Raw genomic sequence first — 24,556 nt, 5'->3', positions numbered from 1 at the left:
AAGTAAGTTACAAACTAGCTCGTGGGTTTATCAGGCACGGGAGCCGATGCGTGGAAGTTATTGTAAATCCGATGCATGTACTCATCGAGTAACGCTAAAATCCGCTCCCGACTGGGGGACTGTACAATGGCGCCAACGTGGTATTCTTTATTGATTTTCCACCAGACTTCCGGGTCTGCAAAACCCGACATATCCGGCCACTGTTGCCGCGCTAACGATACAATCAGGCCCGCATACAAGCCTTTATCTTCGGGAGCGACATACGGCTGACCCAACGCCACGGCGGTTTCGAGCCGCGCCCATTCGCGCCACAAATTAATGCCCGACGACGCTTCAACCATCTCGGCGATGTGCGCCCCGCCTACCCGGGAAGACGTTTCCAGAAAATAATACTGACCGTCGTGGTCTCCCTTGATGTATTCCGAATGCGAGGCGCTATACTGCATACCGAAAGCATTCATCAGTTGGTTGTTCAGCTCGGTTAAAGCCACCGTATCGGGATCGTCGAACGGCAGTACACCCGTCCTGAATACGCCCCCGCCGTGGGCTACCTCCATGGGCGTTGCCAGGTATTGGCTCACCCGTGTAAAAGCCGCTTTTCGATCCACCAGCAGCGCATCGACGTGGTATACTTTGCCGGGTCGGAATTGCTCGATGAGGTAATTGTGACGCCCGTCCCCCAGGGAATGAATCACCTGCCAGGCTTCGTCCAGCGAGTGCACTTTTTTGATGCCGGTTGCCGAGGCTTCCGAACGAGGTTTGATGAGCCAGGGCGCTTCGGTAGCTCGCAGAAAATCCGTAATACTCTGATCATGGAACAAATTGCTAAAGGCGGGCACCCGAATTCCCGCCGAGGCGGCCTGCATCCGCATCGCCAGTTTATCCCGAAAATAATTGGACGTAGTTTGCCCCATGCCCGGAATCCGGAATTTCTCGCGAATTAAGGCTCCTTTTTCCACGTCAAAATCATCCAGTGACACTACCCGGTCAATCTTTCGCGAACGCATCGCATGGGCCAACCCCAAAATCATTTTATCTAGATTTTCCGTCGAATTCGACTGAGCCGGCAAGTAAAATACCTCATCAATCGACTCGAAAGGCCAGGGATAGCCCGCGAGTTTCTCCACTGTTAGCAGATAAACCGTATTTCCCAGCTCTTTACAGGCTCGCATGAACTCTTCGCCCTTGAAATAGGAAGCAATGCACAAAAATGAAAGTTGGCTCATTGGTGTTGAAAGTCGGTTGATGTCCCTGAAAGTATTAAAAAAGCGCTAATCAGGAAAGGTGACGCAGGAAATCAATTAGTAGGCGAATTCCGTAGCCCGTTCCGTTTTTCTGGCTACCAAACTCATTGTCACCGTAAGCCATACCCGCGATGTCGAGGTGCGCCCAGGCTTCGTGCCCTTCCGCGAACACTTCGAGAAATTTTCCGGCGCTAATGGCCCCGGCAAAAGGCTTTCCGCTGTAGTTTTTTACGTCGGCTACGTCCGACTTGATGTCCTCTTTGTATACGTCCCAAAGCGGCAACCGCCAGAGGCGTTCGCCCGTGCGGTCGGCAGCGGCTATCAGAGCATTGGACAGCGCATCGTTTTGAGACAATAAGGCGGCGGCGTGGTAGCCCAGGGCGGCAATGCTATTCCCCGTCAGCGTGGCCAGATCAATCAGCACATCCGGCTGGAAATTGCGCACCATATAGCCCAATCCATCGGCCAGAATAACGCGTCCTTCAGCGTCTGTATCGATAATTTCAATGGTTTTCCCAATGTAGGAGCCAATCACATCACCGGGTTTGGTCGCGCTGCCATCCACCATGTTTTCCGTTGAAGGAACGATACCGATCAAATGCACCGGTAGTGCCAGTTTAGCGGCCACTTCCAGCGTTCCCAGTACGGCTGCTGCTCCGCCCATGTCGCTTTTCATGAGGTGCATGTTCGTCGATGGCTTGATGGAAATTCCACCCGTATCAAACGTGATGCCCTTCCCGACCAAACCAACCTTTTTCAGACCTTCCTGCCCGACTGGTTTGTACTCGGCAATAATGAACGTTGGCGGCAAATCGCTTCCCTTATTCACGGCCAAAAGTGCTTGCAACCCCTGCGCTTCGATCTGTTCTTTATTCAGCACCGTTACCGAGTAACCGTATTTTTCTCCTGATGCCAGCGTCCAATCCGCCAGGGTTTGCGGCGTTTTGTAATTGGATGGTGCATTCATCAGATTCAGAATTTCGTGGTGCGTAGCAGCAATGGCCTCAGCCCGATCCAGAATTTCCTGCGCGGCCTCTTTCTGCGTATCTGGCAGAATAAGCGATAGATGGCCTTCTTGCGTATAAAATGCAGGAGCCGCCGCTTTATCCGTCTGGTATAATTTTAAATCATATCCACCCCAGCGAATCCCCAAAACAACCGCTTCCACTACTTCCGCGCTGAAAGCCGACAAATCGACGCTGACGCTTTGAGAAAGCTTCTTTTTCTGGCGAAAAAAAGTTTCCCGAAACGCCTTTAGCCAATCCATTGCCGTCGGATTTTCCCCTAAACCCAGCAGGTAAACCTTACGTCCTTCCGCCCGATAAACCGGCAATAACTCCTTGGAATCAGCCTTAAAATCCTGTTGTAAAAGAGCTGCCGGAAGATTTACCTCCCCGGCAATTTGGACTAGTTGCTCCGCTAAATCGTCGGTTTGCGCCAGAGGAATAAGGGTGGTTTCCGCGTCTGTTCGCTGGGTATGCAGTTGAATATGCATTGTTTCGTTTTATTGTTGCTCGTAAAATAACCACTCAATGGCCTTGGGAAACTCCCGCCCCCAACGCGCTTCATTATGCTGCCCGTCCGGGTCAATGGTCAACTCAACCGTCAGATCGGCGCACCCCCCGTGGAGGCAGGCACTTTGCAGCCGCTGGAGGTTGGAAATCATATAGGTCGATTCGGCTCCACCTCCGTAGATGTACACTTTTGTCTGCGTAGAGCGCCGAAACTGAATAGCATCAAAATAAATTTTCGGCGCAATCCAAAGGGAAGGCGAAAAAATCATCAGCCGCCCAAACATTTCAGGAAACATCAAGCCGGCATAAATACTAATTAAGCCACCCATCGAGCTGCCGCCAATTCCCGTGTGCGTAGCGTCGGAAAGGGTCCGGTAACGCGCATCAATCTGCGGTTTTAGGGTTTTCGCAATAAAATTCAGGTATTGACGCCCTTTACCACGCCCAAAACGAGTTCGATGCAGAGAAAACTCACTAATTCGTTCCCCTTCCCCGTGATCAATGGAAACAATAATGACTTCATGGCGGCGACGGGCAGCTAAAATAGCCATTTTCTGATCGACATTCCAACTGCCATATTCGGCACCTTCGCCAAAGAGATTTTGCCCGTCGTGCAGGTACAAAACAGGGTATGGCTTACCGGTTGAGTGGTAATCATGGGGCAACAGGACATGAATACGCCGTGTGGTTTCGAGCTGTGGAATCTCAAAATCTTCACTAAGCAGCTCCACGTTAGGTACCTTTTCCGGATCAAACGGCAACCCGTTCCATTGCCAATGGGCCACATAATCAGTGCGGTAGGACTCCGATAAATGAATCGTTCGGTTCGGAATTCCTTCTCCCGTAAAATCCAGTTCAACGTGTTCCCAGCCACCCCGATTGTACTTATATTCAATCAGTTCGGGCAACGGGACTTGTTCGGGAAACTCACAAAAAAAGGTGTTTGGGCCCGTCCGCTGCATCTCAAACAGCGTAGCATCCCAATCGCAAAAGTTACCGGATATATAAACTGGCCGATCATCGTCTACCGGCGTTGTCAGTTCAAAATGTAGAGGCATGTTAAAGTCGTTATCGTTCCACTAATTCCGTTACTTCGCCAACCAGTTCCTCCGTTACTTTTCGTCCATCCAACCAATGAATGGGTATGCCGTCGCGTTCCATCTTCCGAAAAAACGTCATTTGCCGTTTAGAAAACTGATGGATAGCCGTTTCCAGCCGTTGCACCATGATTTCGTACGGTAATTCACCAATCAAATACTGCGTAATAAATTTGTATTCCAGACCGTAAAACACCAGTTTATCAGCGCTAACACCCTTCTCCAATAAGTGCTTTACTTCTTCAATCATGCCGTTGTTTAGCCGTTCGTGCAGGCGGTTGGTGATTCGCTGCCGACGCATTTCAGCCGAAAGACTAATACCAAACACTTGAAAGTCCGGCAAGGACGGCAAACCGGCTAGTTTTGTATCAGGATGCTGCTTGAGGTAAGTCGCGATCTCAATGGCCCGAATCGTACGCTTCCGGGTAGACGTATCGGCCAGCTCCGAATAAATGGATGGCGTCTGGTGAAATACCGTTAATAACCCATCATCCGTTTGAGTTTCCAGCCTTGCCCGAAGACTTTCATCAATCGGAATAGCCGTGAACTGGTGTCCTTTCAGCACCGATTCCAGGTAAAGTCCCGACCCACCGCACGCTATCGGCACCCGCCCCCGCGCCAGAATCTGCGGAACAACGCGGTAAAAGTCCTGCTGAAATTCGTACAGATTATAAGACCTTCCAGCATCAACCAGATTAATCAGGTGATAGGGAATTGACTGGCCATCAACCTGATATTCGTCCAGATCTTTGCCCGTGCCAATGTCCATGTCGCGGTAGACCTGCCGGGAATCTACGCTTACAATTTCACCGTTCAGCTGGTGAGCAAGTTGTACGGCTAATCGCGTTTTGCCACTGGCCGTCGGCCCCAGTATAACAAGTAGCTTTTTCATGCCAGCATTTTTACAAACTTAATACTGCCCGCATTGTAAACAGGTACGTAACCATGTAGCAGCAGTTCTGTTTCGGCTAGGCCAGCGGGCAGACGGTGCGGATAATAACGAATGGCCTCGTTAGGGTGTAGCCAGAAAGGCTGTGGCTCAGTTAATTCCAGGCGTGTAAAGCCCAATTTCTCGTAGCTGCCGCCATCCGACCAATCGCGGTCGGCATAGGTCATCACATCGTCAAAGACAGAGCCATTTGTCTGACGGTCAAGCAGAAAGGCTTTCAGTAATTTGTCTAGACCGCCGATTACCGTACTGTTCAGTTGGTTGGCAAAACGCACCAATTCGACCGAGCGATAGGGCGTTCCATCTCGAACCACTTGTCGGGGGTAACTAAATGTGGCAACGGCCACCAGCAACTCCGTTATTCCCTCCGAAACAAGCTCCGCCTGGGCAGACGCTGACAAAACGCGGAAATAACGTGCGGGCAAAAAAAGACCGTATTTGTATTTGGCGGTAACGGGTGCCTGAAGGTGCGATTTTTCCAGAAAAGCCTCGGCAGTGGGCCGATCAATGCGCCGGGCTTTGGTCAACCGCGCCGGAATCCGCTCCGACTGACCAGCCAGCGCCCGCAAACGCGACTGAACAACCGCGGGTTTCTGTCGCCAAACGTCTTCCCAGAGGTGAATCAGGCGCTTGCCTTCCTGAGAAAAAGCTTCGGATAATTGCTGAAAGAAAAAGCGAACGTCTTGTTCGGACTGAAATACCGTGTAGGTGTCCAAATCAATGAAATGCAGCACCAAAGACGAGTTGACCAGTTGGAATAAAGCAAACGGCGTACGCTTATTTGACAAAAGACGCTCTAATTTTATGCCTTCTAACGATAACTGGCTGACAATCTGCTCTGCAAATAAGGACATTCTTCAAGGGATAAAACGAAGTAGTGGCCCATCCCCTGTTTTTGAAACGGGCAGGCTACAGGCTAACAAAAATAGCGCGTAAACCTACCCGTTTATACTGAACGTTTGAATTAGCTTACTTTAAAGACCCAAACGGGCTGATCGCGTAGCTTCTTCCGCGCGGCTTCCGGGACCGAAACAGTGATTCCTGTAGCGGTTTTCTTCCACGATAGGGTTTGTTTATTACCCAGCAAAGTCACCGATTTGGTCGGCACGATGGGCAGCGTTACCGTAGCGGGCAGGGTCGTTTCCGATTCAGTTGGCAGGTATGAGGCATAGCGAACCGCGCCTTTGCCTGTTAGTGCCCATTGACCCTGGCGGTAGGGAGCCAACGGTTTCGTTTCGTAAATAGACTCCCCGTTGACCTGCATCCAGTCGCCAATTTGCCGCAGGCGGTTGTAGGCTTCTTCATGCCATTCGCCGTCGGGACCGGGCGCTACGTTCAAGAGTAGGTTTCCATTTTTAGACACCACATCAACCAGCGTCTGCACCAGCTTACGAGCCGATTTGAAATTTTCCTTTGGAATATACGACCAGCTATCCCCCATGGTCATGCACGTTTCCCAAGGGATAGGCATGTAATGATCGGGGATTTGCTGCTCGGGCGTTACGTAGTTTTCAAACTCACCCGAGACGGTCCGGTCAACCACCAGCAAGCCGGGTTGATGCTGCCGGGCCATACCGGCGATGCGGGCCATGTCAATATCCTGATTGTATGGAATGGTGCGTTGCCAGCTAACCGTCGAATCGATGGTACTGAACGGTCGCACCCAACCGCCGTCAAGCCAGAGAATATCGACTGAGCCATAGCCCGTCATTAACTCCTGAATCTGGTTGTAGGTAAAGTCCTTGAATTTGTTCCACTCGTCCGGGTATTTTTTCGGATCGTAGTTGACATTGCGGTCTTTAGGCGGAAAATAAGGCTTCCAGTAATGCTCGTTGTGCCAGTCAGGTTTCGAGAAATAAGTCCCCAGCATGAAATCCTGGCTTCGGAAGGCGGCCAAAATTTCTTTGGTGACATTTCTGCGCGGGTTTGCCGAAAATGGCGACTTGGCGTCCGTGATTTTGTAGTCGGTTTGTTTGGTATCGAACATGCAAAACCCGTCGTGGTGCTTGGTCGTAAACACGAGGTATTTCATGCCCGCTCCCTTGGCTGCATTCGCCCACCGCTCCGGATTAAACTTCACCGGATTAAAGGTCGTTTGCAGCTTTTCGTAAGCATTTTTGTAGTCGTACCAGTTCGCCGAGTGCGGCCCTTTGCGCTCGCACCAGCCTTCGTCTTCGGGACAAAGCGACCAGGATTCCACGATGCCCCACTGGCTGTAGGTCCCCCAGTGCATCAGCAAACCAAATTTTACGTTCTGCCACTGGTTGAGTTTCTGCTTTACTAACTCGTCCTTCGGCCAGACGTACTTACTGTGATTTTGTTCCGAATGCTGCTGGGCAAAAGCCGCAACCCCCAGTTGCAGAACCATGAAGAGCGTCAGGTAGCTATGTTTCATTGTGTAATCTTTTTATAATCGAAATACTTATTGGTTATTAATCAGGCACCCAACGGCTGTGGTCTTGGGAACAGCCACCGCCCGGTTGTGTAGGGCGGCCTCGATGGCGTCTTTGAGGTAGAACTGAGTGGGCGCCGGACGGTATTTACCCAATTGATAGAACTGATCATCAACGCTTCCCCGGTACAGAATTTTATCCGACCCAGAAACCAGAATAACTTCGGGCGTGGTGGTAGCCTGGTAGCGCTTTACCAGCCGGTGCTGGGGGTCTAGTCGGCGCGGAATCCGCAGCGAATAAGCCCGTTCGAACGCACCCACCTCCTGCGGGGTTACGGTTTCGGTGGGATAAACCGCTTCGAAAGTCACTCGCCCGGCGTAGGCATCGGCCAGCGCCTGAATGCGCTGGGTTGTTTTCTGGGAAATCGGGCATTCTGTTTCCAGAAAAATAAATACCCGCAGCGAAGGGTCCGGTTTCAGAGCTACTAACCCAACGATCAGCATACCCAGAATAGCCTCAAATAGATAGCGTTTCTTCATCGGTCAAAAGCAGTAAACAGATTTTCCATGACATACGCATGGGTCCCCAGCCATTTGGCTGTGCCGTTAAGTTTCGTCACTTCGATGGTTAGCTCCTTGCGGAAGCCGCTCAGACAGTATTTATTAATAGCCTGCTCAATTGGATTTGTAATGAAGATAGCCGCCTCAGCCAGCACCCCGTCAACGATGATGATTTCGGGATTAAACAGATTGACCGCAATGGAAAGTCCTTTCCCGAGCTGGTACCCCGTCTCGTGCAACAGGTCAATGGCAAAGGAGTCTCCCTGGTGAGCCGCTTCAATAACGTGGTTAATCGTGATTTGGCTAACGTCTTCCTGAAAGGCCGACAATTTCGAGACGCGGTTACTTAATACAGCTTGCTGCACCCGGCGAACCAGCGACGAAGCCGACGTGATGGTGTCCAGACAACCTACTTTCCCACAGTAGCACAGCTCGCCTTCCGGGTCAACCTGGATGTGTCCCAACTCGCCCGCAAAACCGGAAGCGCCCTGAAAAACTTCCCCGTTCAGAATAATTCCGAGGCCAACGCCCCAGTCAATGTTGATCGACAAGGCGTGCTTTTTGCCTTGTCCGCCTCCGAAGCGATTTTCGCCCAGAGCCGTCGCTTTAGTATCGTTGATTAAATAGGCCGGTATTGATAGTTGTTGTTCCAGCCATTCGGTGAGTGACTGATCTGCTTTTTTAAGATTGGGGTAGGTCAGGTTTAGTCCCCGGTTTGTATCAATCAAACCGGGCATGGCCAGCCCTATCGCCAGAATATCCGATTGGGGAATGGCCGAATTGGCCAGCGTCTCCGTCACAAATTGAACCAGAAAATCCAAATACTCTTCCTTATCCGCCAATCCATGCGCCGTGGTGTGCTGAAAGATGATTTGACGCACCGGATTGATAATCATTAAGCCGGTTCCATGCGTACTGATGTCCAGCACCACCACATAATGTCCGTCTGGCTTAAGGCCAAACAACACCGGACGACGGCCGCTGTTGCCCGTAGCCGTGCCAATGGTATTCACCCACCCATTACTTGTAAGCTGTTCTATCAGGTTTGTAATCGAAGGCACACTGGTATGAATGGTTTCAGCTAAACGGGCCAAAGTACAAGCCCCCTCCTGATACAAACAAGACAGCACATTTTTCTGATGCTGGCTTTTCTTGTAAAGAACAACTGATTTTTGGTTTACAGATTCATCATTAATGGGGATAACTGGAAGCATGGTTGTATTTTGGTATTAAGAGAATGTGACTTATAAGTCCAATATTTAACAAATATATTTCCTCATCACGATTCAATTTTAAAAAAATTAATTAACAACGTTTGAGTTATACAAAAAAAGAACAAAATTTGGCTCTATAATTATTTTCCTTAAAATCATTTTAGATTTTTCATGTAAGCATCATTATTCCATTTATGAACAGACTACTACTCATTTTTTCTTTCCTGGCGATTTCAGTGTTCGCGGGAGCACAAAACCGACCCACTATCTCTGGTGTCGTTAAAGATGAACAGGGGGGTACTTTGCCGGGCATATCGCTTTTGGTGAAGGGAACCACCACCGGAACCAGCACGGATGCCAACGGCGCATTCCGGCTGACGCTTCCCAACGCAAACGCCGTTCTGGTTGTCTCTGGCGTAGGTTATTTACGGCAGGAAATACCCGTAGGCAATTCAACAACGCTTGCGATTACCATGAAAGAAGACCCTAAGTCGCTCGACGAAGTGATTGTTACGGGCTTCGGGGTAAAGCAGGAAACACGCAAGCTAGCGTACGCGGCGCAGGAAGTTCAGGGTACCAGCCTAACGCGGGCAAACACGCCTAACCTGGTGAATGCCTTACAGGGTAAGGTAGCCGGGGTACAAATTGACCAGGGATCGGGTGGCCCGATGTCTTCTTCACGGATTCGTATCCGGGGTAATGCATCCTTGAGCCCGAACACGCAGCCTCTTTTTGTGGTGGATGGCGTTCTGATTCGTCCGGCCACAACGGGTGCCGACTCATGGGGTGCCGCGCAGGATTTCGGGAACATCATGAAAAACCTGAACCCTGACAACGTGGAGACCATGACGGTTCTGAAAGGTTCTGCCGCCAGTGCACTCTACGGCTCAGAAGCCCTGAACGGGGTTATCGTTATCACTACCAAAAAAGGCCGCGAACAGAAAGGCTTGGGGGTTTCATACAACCACACGTCTTCGTTCGAACACGCTTACCGCTTCGTGGATGTTCAGAATCAGTACGGTGCCGGTTTATCGCCTACGTTCCCTAAAGCAGCGGATGGCGTTGAAACAGTTGAGTCGCAGAACAGCGCCTGGGCTTATTCATTCGGCCCTAAAATTGACGGACGCATGGTTCGTGACCTGGACGGTCGCATGGTGGAGTGGAAAGCCAATAATCCGCTCGACTTTTTCCAGACTGGCCGTTTCACAAACCATAACGTAGCCATCGAAGGCAGCAACGACCGGGGTTCATTCCGGGCGTCGTACTCGAACCTGTACAACAACACCATCATGCCGGGCGGTGCAGAGTTAAAGCGGAACAACTTTAACATTCGCGCTACGCAGAAACTCGGAAAGGTGCTGAACCTGGACGTAAGTGCTGACTATACGCTCAATGACAACCTGAACCCAATTCGGCAGGGTGGTACGTACAATCCAGTTTTCCGGTTTGTGTATGGTCGTCCCCGGACGCTTGACATCAACTACTGGATGGATAATTACAAGTCTCCCCTGGGTGGCCGGAGAACGGGCAGCGTTGATGATCCATACAGCATCAGCCAGTTTTTGTGGGAAACATTCCAGTACACGACGTCTCGCAACGAGAAAATCTTCCGGGGAAATATTGACGTAACAGCTAACATCACCCCTTGGTTGACGGGACTTGTACGCGCCAATATCCAGAACGAATTATACGCTACTGAAAATAAAAACTTAGGTGCTGGGGTAGGTTTCGCAGGTGGAGAATACTCGCAATATTCACAGGCTAACACACAGTCCCGTGTCCAGGCTTTGCTAACGGCAAGCCGTGACTTCGGTCCTCTTTTCCATTTGAACCTGACACTCGGTGGCGAGACCAACCGCATCAACGGTGGACGTGAATACCGCCTACGGACGGATGGTGGCCTTCGTATTCCTGGCGAATTCAACCTGCCAAACTCGGTTAACCCTGTTGTTGCCGATATTTCAGGAGGGCGACTAGCTCCGTCAAAGCGTACGGATGCAATCTATGCTTATGGTGACCTGAGCTACAAAGACGCTTTGTTCCTGAACTTCACAAACCGGCTTGACTATTCATCGGCGTTGACCTACGCCAATGGAACAGGCCAGTATTCGTACTACTATCCATCGGTAGGTTTGGCCTGGGATTTCACGCAATCCATCAAAGGCTTACCCAATCAGCTTTCATTCGGTAAACTGCGCGGTAGCTACGGTTTCACGGGTGGTGATACAGATGCCTGGATTACGAACCAGACTGGTTTCTACTCAGCGGGTAATATCTTCACGTCAATCAACGGACAAATCCAGCGCTATGGTTTCCGGGATAACGTATTGCCTAACTACAACTTGCGGAACCGTCTGGCCCGTGAGTGGGAAGTGGGTGCTGACCTGCGGTTCTTCGGCAACCGGTTGGGCCTCGACGTGGCAGTTTACAACAAGCTGACCCGGAACGAGATTTTCCGCCTACCTGTCGCTCAGGAGTCTGGCTTAAACGAACGGTTGGTTAACGCCGGTAAAATCCTGAACCGAGGTGTCGAGATTTTGCTGACAGGTACCCCAATCAAGACGAGCAAATTCCAGTGGAATACGTCGTTCAACTTTAGCCGCAACCGGAACAAAATTCTGGAATTGGCCGATGGAATTAGCACCTACGAGTTGAGCCTTGCCTTCGGAAACGACGTTCGGTCGATTGCAAAAGCAGGTGGTGATTACGGAACAATTATTTCGGGGTATGCTTTTGCCCGGGATGCCCAGGGCCGGAAACTGATCGGACCTGCCAGCGGTACAACCGGTGGTTACATGACCTTCCTGCGTAGCCAGGCCGCCGGACAAGGCAGCAAGGAACTGGGTACGCTGCTGGAAAACTTCCTGCTCAGCAATGTAAACAACTTCCAATTCGGTCCTTTCGCCGCGACGTTCCAGGTTGATTCTAAAATTGGTGGTGTGATGGCCTCATCGACCCACGCTTACGGATCGGCTTTCGGTAGCTTCAGCAACAGTTTGTCTGGCCGGGATACAGAGTCAGGCGGTATTACGTTTACTGACGCTCAGGGTGTTGTGCGCAACGACGGTATCATTCCAGATGGCGTCCTGAACGCGGGTGTAACCGCAACGGTTGATGGCCAGCAGATTGATCTGGGCGGTATGAGCTACAAAGATGCCGTTGAAAAAGGGTACCTCAAGCCTATTCCTGCTTACGCTTACTACGACAACTTGTCGAACTGGGGCTCAGGGATTCGGGAATATTCTGTTTTTGAAAATTCTTGGGTAGCTGTTCGGGAAGCTTCTATAAGTTATGAGCTACCGGCTTCGTTATTAAATAAAGTAAAAGTGCAGTCGCTACGTGTCAGTCTGGTTGGTCGTAACCTGGGCTACCTGTACCGCACGGCCAAGGATGGCATCAACCCGCAAGGTCTGCTGAGCAACAAGGCAGGTGAATTTGCTGAGTATGGTGGATTGCCTTTCAGCCGGAACATCGGCGTAACGGTAAACGTCGGACTTTAATTCTTAAATCGGACTTTATATAAACATGATAACGTCATATAAAAATTATGTTTCTGGATTCCTGGTAGCAGGTACGCTATTGTTCGGAAGCTGCCAGAAAGAATCTTTTGTCGAAACAAACGTCAACCCAGAAGGGTTGACGAGCGTTCCGCCGGCGAGTCAGTTCCTGAATGCAACAGTTAGCATTCACGATCGCGACTTCGAAGCTTACTACGATTTTTACCGCCGCATCATGCCCTGGATGCAATATTCAACGGGCGTAACGGGCAACGGTCAGAATTTCACCCAGGTTTACGACAACTTTGGCCAGCGCTATAACGCACTTTACACCACTGTTGGAAACGCCCTGAGCGATGTCGAAAGACTGGTGGCCAACCTGCCTGCTGAAGAGCAGCCTCGGTATGTTCACATGATTCGGATTGCCCGGGTATTGAAGGCTTATTACGCTTTCTACGTAAGTGATGTTCACGGCAGCATTCCTTATACAGAAGCTTTCCAGGCCCGTTACGGAGGTACCCAGACGCCAAAGTATGACACACAGGCGACTCTTTTTGCCACACTGGATACAGAGCTAAAAGAAGCCATTACGACGTTAAAGACGCCGCAGACGGCTCCGCAAGTGGCCCTCGGGACCAACGATCAGTATTACGGTGGAAACACCCAGCAGTGGGTAAAAGCGGCGAATGCGTTACGCCTTAAAATCGCCATGCGCCTGAGCAAACGGGATCCGGCCAAGTTAAAAACAATTGCTCTGGAAGTATTAGCTTCTCCCGCATCTGATCTGATGGGTAGCAATGCCGATAGCTGGGTATTCACTACTCCTGCTGGTTTCACGGGAGATGCCAACTCCAACTTCTTTCCGGAAGTGTTGCGGGCATCCAAGCCGTTGGTTGATTTCATGTGGGAAACGCAAGACCCCCGCAATGATGCTTTCTTTACGCCGAATGGTTACTCACAAGCCAACATTGACTTGCTGATTGCGAACCGACAACTACCAGCAGGTACAAGAGAGTCAACGCGGCGGTATGTGGGTGGATTTACCAGCCCTGACCAATCGCAGGCCGCTCAGAACATCCAGCGCTTTTATACCGCGCGGACGGTGCGGGTCAATAATGCCACGACTACAATCGATACCCTTTCGTTCATTCAGCCCCGCTTATTCCAGGCTTCGTACGCTGTTAACGGAACGGTCGGAACAGGTCGTAATTATTTCCCAGTGATTAACTACGCCGATTTCTGCCTGATGCGGGCTGAATTAGCCGCTACCGGCATCACAACCGAAAGTGCTAAAACGTGGTATGATACCGGCGTTACGGCATCCCTCGACTGGTATGATTCAGTGGCCCAGGGCGCTCAGGTAGCGAACTATACGCCCATGACGGCAGCCGAGAAAGCCGCGTATCTAGCCCAGCCTAAAGTAGCCTTTAACCAGGCGAAAGCACTGGACCTGATTGCGAGCCAGCAATACATCCACTTCCTGCGTCAGCCAAGCGAAGGCTGGGCAACCTGGAAGCGGACCGGTTATCCCAACGCCACCTCAACGCTGGTTCTGCCTCCGCTGGTATCGAACGGAGCCGTGCTGACTATACCGCGTCGCGTTCCACTGGGTATTCCGTCGCCAACGGAGCCTAACTACGAAAACCGGAAAGCTGCTTACGACGAAATGGCGAAGGAGCCTGGTTTTGGCCGGGATTTACAGGACGCCACGGGTCGGGTATGGTGGGATAAACTCTAACCCAACTTTGCTGGCTGATTTCGCCGGATAGTTTGTATTTTCGTCAATCAATAGTCCACCCCGCCAACGTTGGTGGGGTGGTTATTTTCTTTTATAGCCATGCGACAGCTTTTTGCGGGTAGCCTGATTGGATTGATTTGCCTGGTTTGGGGGCAAGCCGCGATTGCACAGAAACAAACTTTTTACCAGGATATTCAGCCCCTAGTTCACGAGAAATGCGCTGTCTGCCACCGCCCCGGCGAAGCGGCTCCATTTTCGCTTATTACTTACGAAGATGTGGCAAAACGCGCTACATTCATTAAAAAAGTAATCAGTAGCGGCTACATGCCTCCCTGGCGTAACGACGATCATTACGTAGCCTTTGCCAACAAGCGCAGTTTAACCACTGAGCAAGTCAATGCCATCACCAGCTGGATCGACGCAGGGCTGCCGAAAGGCAAAGTCCGGCGTGAGGCGGAGGAAAAATTTCAGGCCCGCGCTCAAGTCGGTACGGGTTACCACCGAGCCCCCGATCTGACCTTAAAGCTAGCCAAACCGTTTATGCAGCAGGGCGATGGCAAAGAGCGGTTCATGGTGTTTAAAATTCCTTTTGAACTTGCTCAGGAAGCCAACGTTGAGGCCTTGGAATTTACCTCGACCAATAAAAAAATCATTCACCACGCCAACTTCGCGATCCACCCAGTCCCCGACACCACTATTTCCCTGACCAAAACCATTGAACAGGTGGACCTGAATTCCCCAGACGCCTGGCATTATCAGGAGTGGATGCCGTACAAGAAAAAAATGACGTATTACGGCGGCTGGATCCCAGGCGCTTCGGCAGAAACCTACCCGAGCGACATGGGCTGGGTGATGCCTAAACGGGGTGTCGTGCTGTTAACGGTCCATTTTGGTCCAGCCGGAAAAGACGAAGAAGCCATTAGCGGCGTGAATTTCTTCTTTAAGAAAACACCCATCAAACGAACCGTCAACGTGATTAGCCTCGGTTCGGGCGGAATTGCTGAAAAAGAAATCAAGCCGCCTCTATTGCTGTTTGGTGGGGAAGTGAAAACCTGTAGCCTGAAAGTTGCCTACCAGAACAAACCCATCACACTGCTCTACGCCTGGCCGCACATGCACCAGATCGGCAAGGAATTTACGGCCTTCGCCACCTTGCCCAATGCCGACACCCTGAAACTGGTCCACATCCCGGAATGGGATTTCCGCTGGCAGGAATTATACCGCTACGAGAAACCGGTCATCATCCCAACGGGCGCGGTAGTCAATGTGGTTGGCACCTACGACAACACCGACGCGAACCCGATGAACCCTAACAAACCGGCCCAACTCATCACGTCGGACGGGCAGATGCGGAGCGATCAGGAGATGATGACCCTGATTCTAATTTACACGACTTACGAACCCGGAGACGAGAACCTGCGCTTTCACTAACTTCGCCGCCTCATGCCCCGTTTATCCATTCTTGTGCTGGTTGTTCTGCTGGCCGTTCCTGGCTGGTGGGCCATGCGCCCAGCCTCTCCCCCGCTGTTTACCCGCCTATCGGCTAAGGAAACGGGTGTAACGTTCACAAACCGCATTCAGGAGTCTGACTCGCTGCATATTTTCCATTACGAATACCTCTACAACGGCAACGGCGTCGGCGTCGGCGATTTTGATGGGGATGGAAAACCGGATTTGTTTTTTTCGGGAAATACGGTCCCGCATAAATTATACCTGAACCGGACGCCGACGGGGATTCAGCCCGCCAACTGGAAATTTGAAGACGTAACGGTCCAGGCAGGGGTCAGCGGAAATGGCACCTGGGGGACGGGCGTGAGCGTGGTGGATATCAATGCCGATGGCCTGCTGGATGTCTACGTTTGTCACTCGGGTAAGTTTAGGGCGGATAAGCTGGTAAATGAGCTGTTTATTAATGAAGGCGTCAAGAACGGCGTACCCCACTTTCGCGAACAAGCTCATCAATACGGCCTCGATTTGCCCGGAACGCAAACCACCCAAGCCGCTTTTCTCGACTACGACCGCGATGGCGACTTGGATGTCTTTATCCTCAATCATTCCAACCACACTTTCAATCCGTTACTGAACACCCGCAAGCTGCGGGCCACGCCTGATATGCGTTACGGCAATCGGCTGCTGCGAAACGATCAGGGGCAGTTTAAAGATGTAACTCTCGAAGAAGGCATTCTGAATAATCCCATCAATTTCGGTTTAGGCATTGGCGTAGCTGATATCAACAACGATGGCTGGCCCGACATTTACACAACCAGCGATTACACCGAACAAGACTGCCTTTACCTCAATCAACACGATGGTTCGGGCAAACATACGGGCTTCCGGGAGTCGATTCGGAGCAGTATGGCCCACACCTCCAAGTTTTCGATGGGCTGCGATATTGCCGATTACAACAACGATACGCTACCTGATATCGTCACCCTGGACATGCTGCCAGCAGACAACCACCGGCAAAAAATGCTGAAAGGAGCTGACGAATACGATATGTATAAGCTTCTGATTGACAGCGGGTATGTACGGCAGCAAATGCGCAACATGCTCCAGCTCAATCAGGGCACCGATTTGCAGGGAGCGCTTCGTTTTAGTGAAGTGGGGCAACTCGCGGGCGTATCGACCACCGACTGGAGTTGGGCGGCATTACTGGCTGATTTTGACAACGATGGCTGGAAAGACCTTTTTGTTTCCAACGGGTATTTGCGGGATTTTACTGATCTGGATTTTATGAAATATACCGTCGCTGACGCCAAACTGGCCGAGGCCGCGCGGGGCAACCTGAATTTCCAAACGTTGGATCTGGTCAAGAAAATGCCGTCCAATCGGCTGTCCAGCTATGTATTTCGCAACAACCACGACTTGACCTTTAGCGACCAGTCGACGGCCTGGGGCATTGACCGACCCGCCGTATCGGGCGCTTCGGCTTACGCGGACTTCGACGGTGATGGCGATCTGGACCTGGTTGTTTGTCATCAGAATGAGCCGGTTTCGCTTTACCGCAATAATGCCAATCAGCAACCCAATGCGAGTCATTTTTTGCGTCTGCGGCTAATGGGCGATGGAGCTAATACGCAAGCGTTAGGGGCGCGGGTGGTACTAGAAACAAATAACGGAAAACAATTGCAAAGCGTCTCGCCAACGCGCGGTTATCAGGCCTCCGTCGAAACAACGCTTCACTTTGGCTTAGGTGCCGAAACCACCATCAAACGACTGACCGTCTACTGGCCCGACGGACGGCAAACCGTGCAGCTTGCTCCACCTATTGATCAAACGCTGGTAATTAATTCGAGCAGCAAACAGGCTGTTTCAGCCTTGACAACTGCGTCCCCTACGCCCTGGTTCCGGCCTTTGTCCATGCCTTCGATTCTGCCTTACCAGCATCGGGAAAATGATTTTATCGACTTCAAGGTTGAAGTGCTGATTCCATACCAGCTATCTCGTTTAGGCCCCGCTTTAGCGGCGGCTGATGTTAACGGCGATGGACGCGACGACCTGTACCTGGGTGGAGCGGTGGGTCAGTCTGGTGAATTATGGCTTCAACAACCCAATGGAAACTTTGTCCGCAGCAGACAGCAACCCTGGCAGATAGAAATCGCCAGCGAAGACGTTAACGCCCTATTTTTCGACGCTGACCGCGATGGTGATGCAGATCTGTATGTCGTTAGCGGCGGCAATGAATACGAAGCGGGCGCGCCCGAATACCAGGATCGCTTGTACCTGAACGACGGGCAGGGCGGCTTTAGCCCCGCCGTAAAAGGCGCTTTGCCCACCATGCGCGATAGTAAAATGGCCGTGGCGGCGGCTGATTTTGACGGCGATGGCGACCTGGATCTATTTGTCGGTGGACGCGGGCAGGCGGGTTCATTTCCGAAGCCATCGGTTAGTTTCCTACTTCGTAACGACACTCCGGCCAACGGCCCCGTTCGCTTTACGGATGTGACGGATGAGCTGGCGCCAGAATGCCGGCAAGCTGGGATGGTGCAGGCCGCCGCCTGGGCCGACCTTGACGGCGATAAAAAGCCGGAACTCGTGTTGGCCGGCGACTGGATGCCCGTACGGATTTTTCGTAATCAACGCGGGAAACTGACGGACAACACAAAACAGGCCGGCCTTAGCCAGAGCAACGGGTTGTGGGCGGCTCTTTTACTAACCGACATCGATCAGGACGGCGATATTGATATTGTGGCGGGCAATGCCGGACTTAATAACCCTTTCAGAGCTAGCACAGCCGAACCGATGTCTGTTGTGGCGGGCGATATGGATCAGGATGGCATAATTGATCCGGTCTGGACGTACTATGTTCAGGGCAAGTCCTACCCCGCTGCTTCGCGCGATGAAATGCTTGATCAGGTAGTACCGCTACGGAAGCGATTTTCCCGCTATCAGCAGTATGCTGACGCCACCGTTGAGACAATTTTCGGCCCGCAAGCGCTTGCCAAAGCCATGAAAGTTGAAGCGTACGAACTGGCTTCGGGCGTCTTTTTAAACCAGAACAACGGCACCTTTGCGTTTAATACGTTTCCGCTTGAAGCCCAATTTTCGCGGGTTAGCAGCTTGCTGGCGAACGATTGGGACGGCGACGGTAAGGTGGATTTGCTCCTGGCGGGCAATTTTCATCCGTATCGGGTGCAGCATGGTCCATGTGATGCTAGTTTTGGGGCTGTTTTGCAAAATACCGGTAGCGGAAAATACAAAGTACTTCCCCCCCGGCAGTCTGGCTTATGGGCCAGCGGCGATGTCCGAACGGGCATTCAGCTACGCACCAGTTCAGGGCGCAAACGGTTTGTTTTTGCCCTGAATGATGGTCCATTAATCGGTTACGAACAATGAGAAAGAGGGCTTTTTTTTTACTGCTGTTAGCTACGCTGGTATACGATCGAAGTCACGCGCAGAAACCTACTCGTGTTCCTTATGACCGGCAGCTATTGCACCAGGCACACGAAGCCTTGACTCAGGTTATTGTCGCCGATATTTTTTCGCCCCCGGTGGCTTCCCGCATCTATGTTTATGCACACGCAGCAGCCTATGAAACACTGGTTTTGTGGCCAAATGGTCCGTACCGGTCAGCGGCGAAGCAGTTACCGGGTCTGACGCCATCACCTTCCATCGACCTGACTGGCGCTGATCCAGCGTTAGCCGCTACAGAAGCCTTTTTGGCCGTCGGACGCGCTTTGGTTTTTTCGGAAAAACGCCTGGAAGAATCCGCACAAACGATTTGGAATCAGGCAGGCAAGAAGGGCTATTCAGCGCAGAAAATGGCGGCTTCGCGGGCAGTGGGACAGCAAATGGCCAGCCACATTCTGGCCTGGGCGGCGGGGGATTCCTACCGGCAGACTCGCTCGCTCCGACGTTATGCCCCCAAGAAACAGCCCGGAACGTGGTTTCCAACGCCACCGGGCTATATTGCTGCTATTGAACCCTACTGGGCAAAAATCCGTCCGCTGGTGCTGGATTCTGCCGCGCAATTCAAGCTGGTAGCACCACCCCCTTTCGCCACTACGCCGGATAGTCGGTTTTATAAGACTGCCCGCGAGGTGCATGATGTGGTCAATCAGTTGACACCGGAGCAACGCCTGATGGCTAATTTCTGGGATTGCAACCCCTTCTTTATCAATACCCAGGGGCACATGAATTTTGCCAGTAAAAAACTGTCGCCGGGTGGACATTGGCTGGCCATTGCGGGTCAGGTATCCCGGCAAACGGGCGCTGATCTGCTTAAAACCAGCGCGGCTTATTTCCTGACCGCAGTAGCCTTATTCGACGGGTTTATTAGCTGCTGGGACGACAAATACCGCTACAACCTGATCCGCCCCGAAACCTACATCAATGCCTATATCAACGAAAGCTGGAAACCGGTTTTACAAACGCCCCCGTTCCCGGAATACCCCAGTGGCCACAGCGTTATTTCGACCGCTTCGGCGGTGATTTTATCGCATTTATTTGGTAACAAAATCGCTTTTGTAGATAGCACGGAAGTGCCCTACGGTTTGCCTACGCGAAAGTTTACATCCTTCAAGCAGGCAGCCGATGAAGCCGCTATTAGCCGACTTTACGGCGGAATCCACTACCGGGAAGCCATCGAAAATGGACAGCAACAGGGCGAACAGGTGGGTAATCAGGTATTAAATAAACTTCAGTTAAACCCTTCATACTCAAAAAAATAATCCTTTTCCAAGCGTGTATAAAACAAACGACCTGATCAGTTACATTTCATGAACAAACGAATTACAAGTGCTTTACTTTTACTCTTACTAGGTGGGCAGACACAGGCGCAGACTACCCAGCCAGCCCCTTCCGAAGGCTTTCAATTTAAGAAAGGCCTGATCGCGCTGACGGGCAGCCGCTACGGCCGGGAGGCGATTTATACCGACCCACTCGCCTATCAGTTGTATACTGGTTCGCTCAAACAACCAGCCGCCGACGCCGTATTCGGGCAGGACGAGCAAGGGCGGGAAGTCAAATGGCTCCCCGTTACAGCGGACAGCTTGAACCGGCTTCGTCCCCAGCGTAACGCGTTTCGGAGCGGAGGCGCGCCGGCGGGTCCCGGCGTGGTGGCGGGCAGCCTGCGGGGTGGTATCGGCGGCGGTGGCGGGTACACTTACCTGACTTACCCAGCTACGCGCGAGCAAGTAGCACTGCTGAATATTAAAGGCAACAGCAACGTGTACGTAAACGGCGAACTGCACATGGGTGACGCCTACAGCATGGGGTACATGCATATTCCCGTTCGGCTGAAAAAAGGCGTGAATGAGTTTTATGTTCGGGGTATCTCGATTACAGCCGGTCTGGAATTCTCAACGAAAAAAGCGTTACTCCGCACCGATGACCCAACCTTGCCCAGCATCCGGTTGGGTGAGTCAAACGCGGCGCTGCAAGGTGCTATTGTGGTCGTAAATATGTCGGTTACTCCGCTGACCGATCTGCAATTGAAAAGCAAAGTTGCCAATAAAGAGGTGACCACTACCTTACCCGCCATACCACCCATGTCGAGCCGCAAAGTAGCATTCGGATTCAACGGGACGGGAGTCAGTGCCAAAGGGGCGCAAACTTGCAACCTGAGCCTGTCGCAAAAAGGCAAGTTGATCGACGAAGCAAGCCTGTCTGTTGAGGCGACTGCCCCCGGTGCGTCCTACAGCCAGACGTTTATTAGCCAGATTGATGGAAGTTTGCAATATTACGCGGTAACGCCCCAGCCGACCAATTCAGGTCCGGCGGCCTTGTTTCTGTCGGTACACGGAGCCGGTGTTGAAGCCAGTGGGCAGGCGCGCGCGTACAAACCAAAAGACTGGGGCACGCTGGTAGCCGCTACCAATCGCCGCCCGCGTGGGTTCAACTGGGAGGACTGGGGTCGTCTGGATGCGCTGGAGGTACTGACCATCGCTAAAAATCAGTTTAAGCCCGATCCGCGCCAGATTTACTTAACCGGCCACTCGATGGGCGGGCACGGCACCTGGTTTCTGGGCGCTACTTATCCCGACAAGTGGGCAGCCATTGCTCCCTGCGCGGGTTACCCAACGCTCAAAGAATACGGTTCTGCCGACGGCGTGATTCCCGATGGCAGCAGCAATCCGCTGGAGCAGATTTTGTTGCGCGCCGGGAATCAGAGCGATGTACTGAAATTGACAAACAACTATAAACCACTGGGCGTGTACATCTTCCACGGTGATGCTGACCGGACTGTGCCCGTTACGTATGCCCGTCAGATGCGTAAAATGCTGGGCGAAACACAGCCGGATATGAGCTACTACGAATACCCCGGCGGAAGCCACTGGTTTGGCGATCATAGTGTGGACTGGAAGCCTTTGTTTGACTTCTTTAAATGGCACCAACTGCCTGTCGATTCGACCGTCAACACGATTGATTTTACGACGGCGAACCCCGGCATTTCGGCGAGCTATCGGTGGGCTTCAGTGGAGCAGCAGCTTCAACCGCTGGTTTATAGCCGAATTCAGCTAAACCGCACTGCTCAGGGAATTTCTGGCACAACCAGCAACGTTGCGGTTCTAAAGTTGGCCCTAAATGAGTTTGGCGCTAATAAGGCCGTAAAAATTACGCTGGACAGCCTATCTGCCATTGACTACAAGACAGCCAGCGCCAGCGACACGCTAATCCTACGCAGAGAAGGGGGCAAATGGAGCCAGACGGATCGGCTTAGCCTAAAGCAAAAAGGACCTCACCGCAACGGAACGTTCAAGGATGCTTTTAATAACCGAATGGTGTTTGTGTACGGTACAACCGGAACAGCGGCGGAAAATGAATGGGCGTACAACAAGGCCCGCTTCGATGCCGAGACTTGGTATTACCGGGGCAACGGCGCGGTAGACATCATTTCCGACAAAGCGTTCGACGCGGCGCGCTACGCCAACCGGGGCGTAGTTCTTTACGGCAACCAGACTACCAATCGGGCGTGGAATTCACTGCTGGCGGCCTGTCCGATTCAGGTTAGCCGGGGTCAGGTAACAGTCGGGAGCGAGCGTTTCACGGGTGACGGTCTGGGGGCTTATTTTGTCTGGCCACGCGCCGACAGCCCTACGGCTTCGGTAGCCGTTGTGGCTGGAACGGGTATGCCGGGTATGAAAGCGGCTAATGCTAACCAATACTTTGCGGGTGCGAGCGGCTTCCCGGATTTTATGGTGTTCGACATCAGCATGCTCCGGGACGGTGGAAAAGGCATTAAAACCGCCGGTTTCTTTGATAACAACTGGTCTTTAACCAATCAGACATCCACCAAGTAAGCTCGCCATTTCATCACCAGATACACACTATGAATCGTTATTTTCCAATACTTGGTTTTCTGCTTACGGGCCTGTTTTTCGTTGGTCAGGCTACCTCCACGCAGGCACAAAAAGCGTCAAAGCCTTACGTGATTATCGGTTACGTAACGGACAAAGGCTGGACGAAAGAGCAGATTGAGGCGAACAAACTAACGCACATCAATTATGCCTTTGCAGTGCCTGCCCAGAACGGCGAGCTAGCACCGCTCAATGCCCGGGACTCCGTAAACCTAGCTGCGCTGACTTCGTTAAAAGCGGTTAATAAAGACCTGAAGATTCTCATCTCGATTGGCGGCTGGGGCGGCTGCAAATACTTCTCCGACGTTGCCTTAACCGATGCAGCTCGTCGCAAGTTTACCAACAGTACGGTAGCGCTGCTCCGCAAACACAAACTCGACGGAATTGATATCGATTGGGAATATCCGGCGCAGATTGGGGCAAACAACATCTATCGGCCCGAAGACAAGCAGACCTATACCCTGCTGCTGAAAGCCTTGCGCGAGGGTTTGGACGAGCAGGGTAAACGGGACGGCCGCACGGGTAAAAACCACTACCTGCTAACGACCGCGACCGGCGTAGACACGGCGTTTGTCAACCACACCGAACTCGGTAAGGCCCAGAAATACTTGGATTACGTCAATATCATGACGTACGACATTTATCACGGCAACGACAAAACGACGGGCCACCACAGCAACCTGTACCAGTCAGCAAAAGGTAATCAGTCGCGGAACAGCTCGGCAGATGGCGTGGAAGGCCACATCCGGGCGGGGGTTCCGGCTAGCAAAATTGTTTTGGGGATTCCATTCTATGGACGCGGCTGGGCTAACGTGACCGACAAAGACAATGGGTTGTATCAACCGTCAACGGGAGAGCATTCATTTATCAGCTACGATAAATTGGCGGCGGAATACATCAACAAAAACGGTTACACCCGCTATTGGGATGCCGACGCCAAAGCACCGTATCTCTGGAACCCGCAGAAGCGTTCGTTTATTTCCTACGCCGATGCGGAGTCGTTTACGCCCAAAATCGAGTATGTAAAAGCGAAAGGACTAGCTGGCGTGATGTTTTGGGAGTACTTATACGATCTGGAACAGAAGAAGCTTTTGAATAAGTTAAGCGAGGGCTTGTCGGCTCCCAGTAATGCCAAAAAAGGCAAATAGCCGGCACTTTTGATTATTAGTTCGGCCCGGGAGCAATTGCTGTTCTCGGGCTTTTTCTTTTCGAAGCGTTGGAAACATTGTAGAGTTTTTCCAGGTATTACTAGTATGCGCGCCCCTATCCACTTAAAATATCCTTTTTTGTCCCTCTTCCATCCTACTTTTTACTATTTCTGCTTGTAGGTACTGAGCGATCAATTATATTTGAGTATAAATAGTATGCAAGCATACCTTTCTTAAACAAATGGACTGTATTTTTTGTCAATATGAACAAATAAAAAGCCCCGCTGGTGGGCGGGGCTGTCTGGAAGTGGTGATGGACGGAGTCGAACCGCCGACACAAGGATTTTCAGTCCTTTGCTCTACCAACTGAGCTACATCACCGTTACCGCGAACGGTCATCGTTT

The 24,556-nt window shown here is 51.8% G+C and carries 15 protein-coding genes and 1 tRNA gene; 7 read left to right on the top strand and 9 right to left on the bottom strand.

What is annotated here, in order from left to right:
• Positions 1 to 14: 14 nt before the first annotated feature.
• From L0Y31_RS07630 to L0Y31_RS07595, 8 genes are all read right to left on the bottom strand, one after another.
• A complete protein-coding gene (locus L0Y31_RS07630) occupies positions 15 to 1,226 on the bottom strand; it encodes an ATP-grasp domain-containing protein (protein ID WP_234736522.1) in 1,212 nt (403 codons plus the stop codon).
• Positions 1,227 to 1,275: 49 nt separating this feature from the next.
• Entirely contained in the window at positions 1,276 to 2,739 is a 1,464-nt protein-coding gene (locus tag L0Y31_RS07625; RefSeq protein WP_234736521.1) for a leucyl aminopeptidase family protein, read from the bottom strand.
• 9 nt (positions 2,740 to 2,748) lie between these two features.
• Entirely contained in the window at positions 2,749 to 3,816 is a 1,068-nt protein-coding gene (locus L0Y31_RS07620) for an alpha/beta hydrolase (RefSeq protein WP_234736520.1), read from the bottom strand.
• 10 nt (positions 3,817 to 3,826) lie between these two features.
• Positions 3,827 to 4,747, bottom strand: a complete 921-nt coding sequence (gene miaA / locus L0Y31_RS07615; protein ID WP_234736519.1) for a tRNA (adenosine(37)-N6)-dimethylallyltransferase MiaA — start codon at positions 4,745 to 4,747, stop codon at positions 3,827 to 3,829.
• Entirely contained in the window at positions 4,744 to 5,658 is a 915-nt protein-coding gene (locus L0Y31_RS07610; protein ID WP_234736518.1) for a hypothetical protein, read from the bottom strand. Before L0Y31_RS07610 ends, miaA begins: the two co-directional genes overlap by 4 nt.
• A gap of 110 nt (positions 5,659 to 5,768) precedes the next feature.
• Positions 5,769 to 7,199: an alpha-L-fucosidase gene (locus L0Y31_RS07605; RefSeq protein ID WP_234736517.1), complete on the bottom strand. Its 1,431-nt coding sequence runs from the start codon at positions 7,197 to 7,199 to the stop codon at positions 5,769 to 5,771.
• A gap of 27 nt (positions 7,200 to 7,226) precedes the next feature.
• Positions 7,227 to 7,736, bottom strand: a complete 510-nt coding sequence (locus tag L0Y31_RS07600; protein WP_234736516.1) for a thioredoxin domain-containing protein — start codon at positions 7,734 to 7,736, stop codon at positions 7,227 to 7,229.
• Positions 7,733 to 8,971 (bottom strand): ROK family transcriptional regulator, encoded by a 1,239-nt coding sequence (locus L0Y31_RS07595; RefSeq protein ID WP_234736515.1) that lies wholly within the window; start codon positions 8,969 to 8,971, stop codon positions 7,733 to 7,735. The genes L0Y31_RS07600 and L0Y31_RS07595 overlap by 4 nt, the downstream gene beginning before the upstream one ends.
• Positions 8,972 to 9,165: 194 nt before the next feature.
• Between L0Y31_RS07595 and L0Y31_RS07590 the strand changes: the two genes are divergently transcribed.
• From L0Y31_RS07590 to L0Y31_RS07560, 7 genes are all read left to right on the top strand, one after another.
• Positions 9,166 to 12,471: a SusC/RagA family TonB-linked outer membrane protein gene (locus L0Y31_RS07590; RefSeq protein ID WP_234736514.1), complete on the top strand. Its 3,306-nt coding sequence runs from the start codon at positions 9,166 to 9,168 to the stop codon at positions 12,469 to 12,471.
• Positions 12,472 to 12,496: 25 nt separating this feature from the next.
• Positions 12,497 to 14,206: a SusD/RagB family nutrient-binding outer membrane lipoprotein gene (locus L0Y31_RS07585; protein ID WP_234736513.1), complete on the top strand. Its 1,710-nt coding sequence runs from the start codon at positions 12,497 to 12,499 to the stop codon at positions 14,204 to 14,206.
• A 99-nt stretch (positions 14,207 to 14,305) separates the two neighbouring features.
• The gene (locus L0Y31_RS07580; protein WP_234736512.1) at positions 14,306 to 15,637 is read left to right on the top strand and encodes a c-type cytochrome; all 1,332 of its coding nucleotides are present in this window, start codon (positions 14,306 to 14,308) and stop codon (positions 15,635 to 15,637) included.
• A 12-nt stretch (positions 15,638 to 15,649) separates the two neighbouring features.
• The gene (locus L0Y31_RS07575; RefSeq protein WP_234736511.1) at positions 15,650 to 19,042 is read left to right on the top strand and encodes a VCBS repeat-containing protein; all 3,393 of its coding nucleotides are present in this window, start codon (positions 15,650 to 15,652) and stop codon (positions 19,040 to 19,042) included.
• Positions 19,039 to 20,376, top strand: a complete 1,338-nt coding sequence (locus L0Y31_RS07570) for a vanadium-dependent haloperoxidase (RefSeq protein WP_234736510.1) — start codon at positions 19,039 to 19,041, stop codon at positions 20,374 to 20,376. Before L0Y31_RS07575 ends, L0Y31_RS07570 begins: the two co-directional genes overlap by 4 nt.
• 48 nt (positions 20,377 to 20,424) lie before the next feature.
• A complete protein-coding gene (locus L0Y31_RS07565; protein ID WP_234736509.1) occupies positions 20,425 to 22,947 on the top strand; it encodes a carboxylesterase family protein in 2,523 nt (840 codons plus the stop codon).
• Positions 22,948 to 22,976: 29 nt separating this feature from the next.
• Positions 22,977 to 24,152 carry a glycoside hydrolase family 18 protein gene (locus L0Y31_RS07560; RefSeq protein WP_234736508.1) on the top strand — a complete coding sequence of 392 codons (1,176 nt, stop codon included), beginning with the start codon at positions 22,977 to 22,979 and terminating at the stop codon, positions 24,150 to 24,152.
• Between the two features lie 308 nt (positions 24,153 to 24,460).
• Here the strand turns inward: L0Y31_RS07560 and L0Y31_RS07555 are convergent.
• Positions 24,461 to 24,533, bottom strand: a tRNA-Phe gene (locus L0Y31_RS07555).
• Between the last annotated feature and the right edge of the window lie 23 nt (positions 24,534 to 24,556).

The organism is Tellurirhabdus bombi, assembly GCF_021484805.1.
GTDB classification, from domain to species: domain Bacteria; phylum Bacteroidota; class Bacteroidia; order Cytophagales; family Spirosomataceae; genus Tellurirhabdus; species Tellurirhabdus bombi.
This window is presented reverse-complemented; position numbering and strand designations above follow the sequence as displayed.

Excerpts from the sequence above, each read along its gene's own strand:
- L0Y31_RS07565 (WP_234736509.1), top strand. The coding sequence starts at position 20,425 with ATGAACAAACGAATTACAAGTGCTTTACTTTTACTCTTACTAGGTGGG.
- L0Y31_RS07625 (WP_234736521.1), bottom strand. The coding sequence starts at position 2,739 with ATGCATATTCAACTGCATACCCAGCGAACAGACGCGGAAACCACCCTT.
- L0Y31_RS07590 (WP_234736514.1), top strand. The coding sequence starts at position 9,166 with ATGAACAGACTACTACTCATTTTTTCTTTCCTGGCGATTTCAGTGTTC.
- L0Y31_RS07575 (WP_234736511.1), top strand. The coding sequence starts at position 15,650 with ATGCCCCGTTTATCCATTCTTGTGCTGGTTGTTCTGCTGGCCGTTCCT.
- L0Y31_RS07570 (WP_234736510.1), top strand. The coding sequence starts at position 19,039 with ATGAGAAAGAGGGCTTTTTTTTTACTGCTGTTAGCTACGCTGGTATAC.
- L0Y31_RS07580 (WP_234736512.1), top strand. The coding sequence starts at position 14,306 with ATGCGACAGCTTTTTGCGGGTAGCCTGATTGGATTGATTTGCCTGGTT.
- L0Y31_RS07560 (WP_234736508.1), top strand. The coding sequence starts at position 22,977 with ATGAATCGTTATTTTCCAATACTTGGTTTTCTGCTTACGGGCCTGTTT.
- miaA (WP_234736519.1), bottom strand. The coding sequence starts at position 4,747 with ATGAAAAAGCTACTTGTTATACTGGGGCCGACGGCCAGTGGCAAAACG.
- L0Y31_RS07595 (WP_234736515.1), bottom strand. The coding sequence starts at position 8,971 with ATGCTTCCAGTTATCCCCATTAATGATGAATCTGTAAACCAAAAATCA.
- L0Y31_RS07585 (WP_234736513.1), top strand. The coding sequence starts at position 12,497 with ATGATAACGTCATATAAAAATTATGTTTCTGGATTCCTGGTAGCAGGT.
- L0Y31_RS07600 (WP_234736516.1), bottom strand. The coding sequence starts at position 7,736 with ATGAAGAAACGCTATCTATTTGAGGCTATTCTGGGTATGCTGATCGTT.
- L0Y31_RS07610 (WP_234736518.1), bottom strand. The coding sequence starts at position 5,658 with ATGTCCTTATTTGCAGAGCAGATTGTCAGCCAGTTATCGTTAGAAGGC.
- L0Y31_RS07605 (WP_234736517.1), bottom strand. The coding sequence starts at position 7,199 with ATGAAACATAGCTACCTGACGCTCTTCATGGTTCTGCAACTGGGGGTT.
- L0Y31_RS07620 (WP_234736520.1), bottom strand. The coding sequence starts at position 3,816 with ATGCCTCTACATTTTGAACTGACAACGCCGGTAGACGATGATCGGCCA.
- L0Y31_RS07630 (WP_234736522.1), bottom strand. The coding sequence starts at position 1,226 with ATGAGCCAACTTTCATTTTTGTGCATTGCTTCCTATTTCAAGGGCGAA.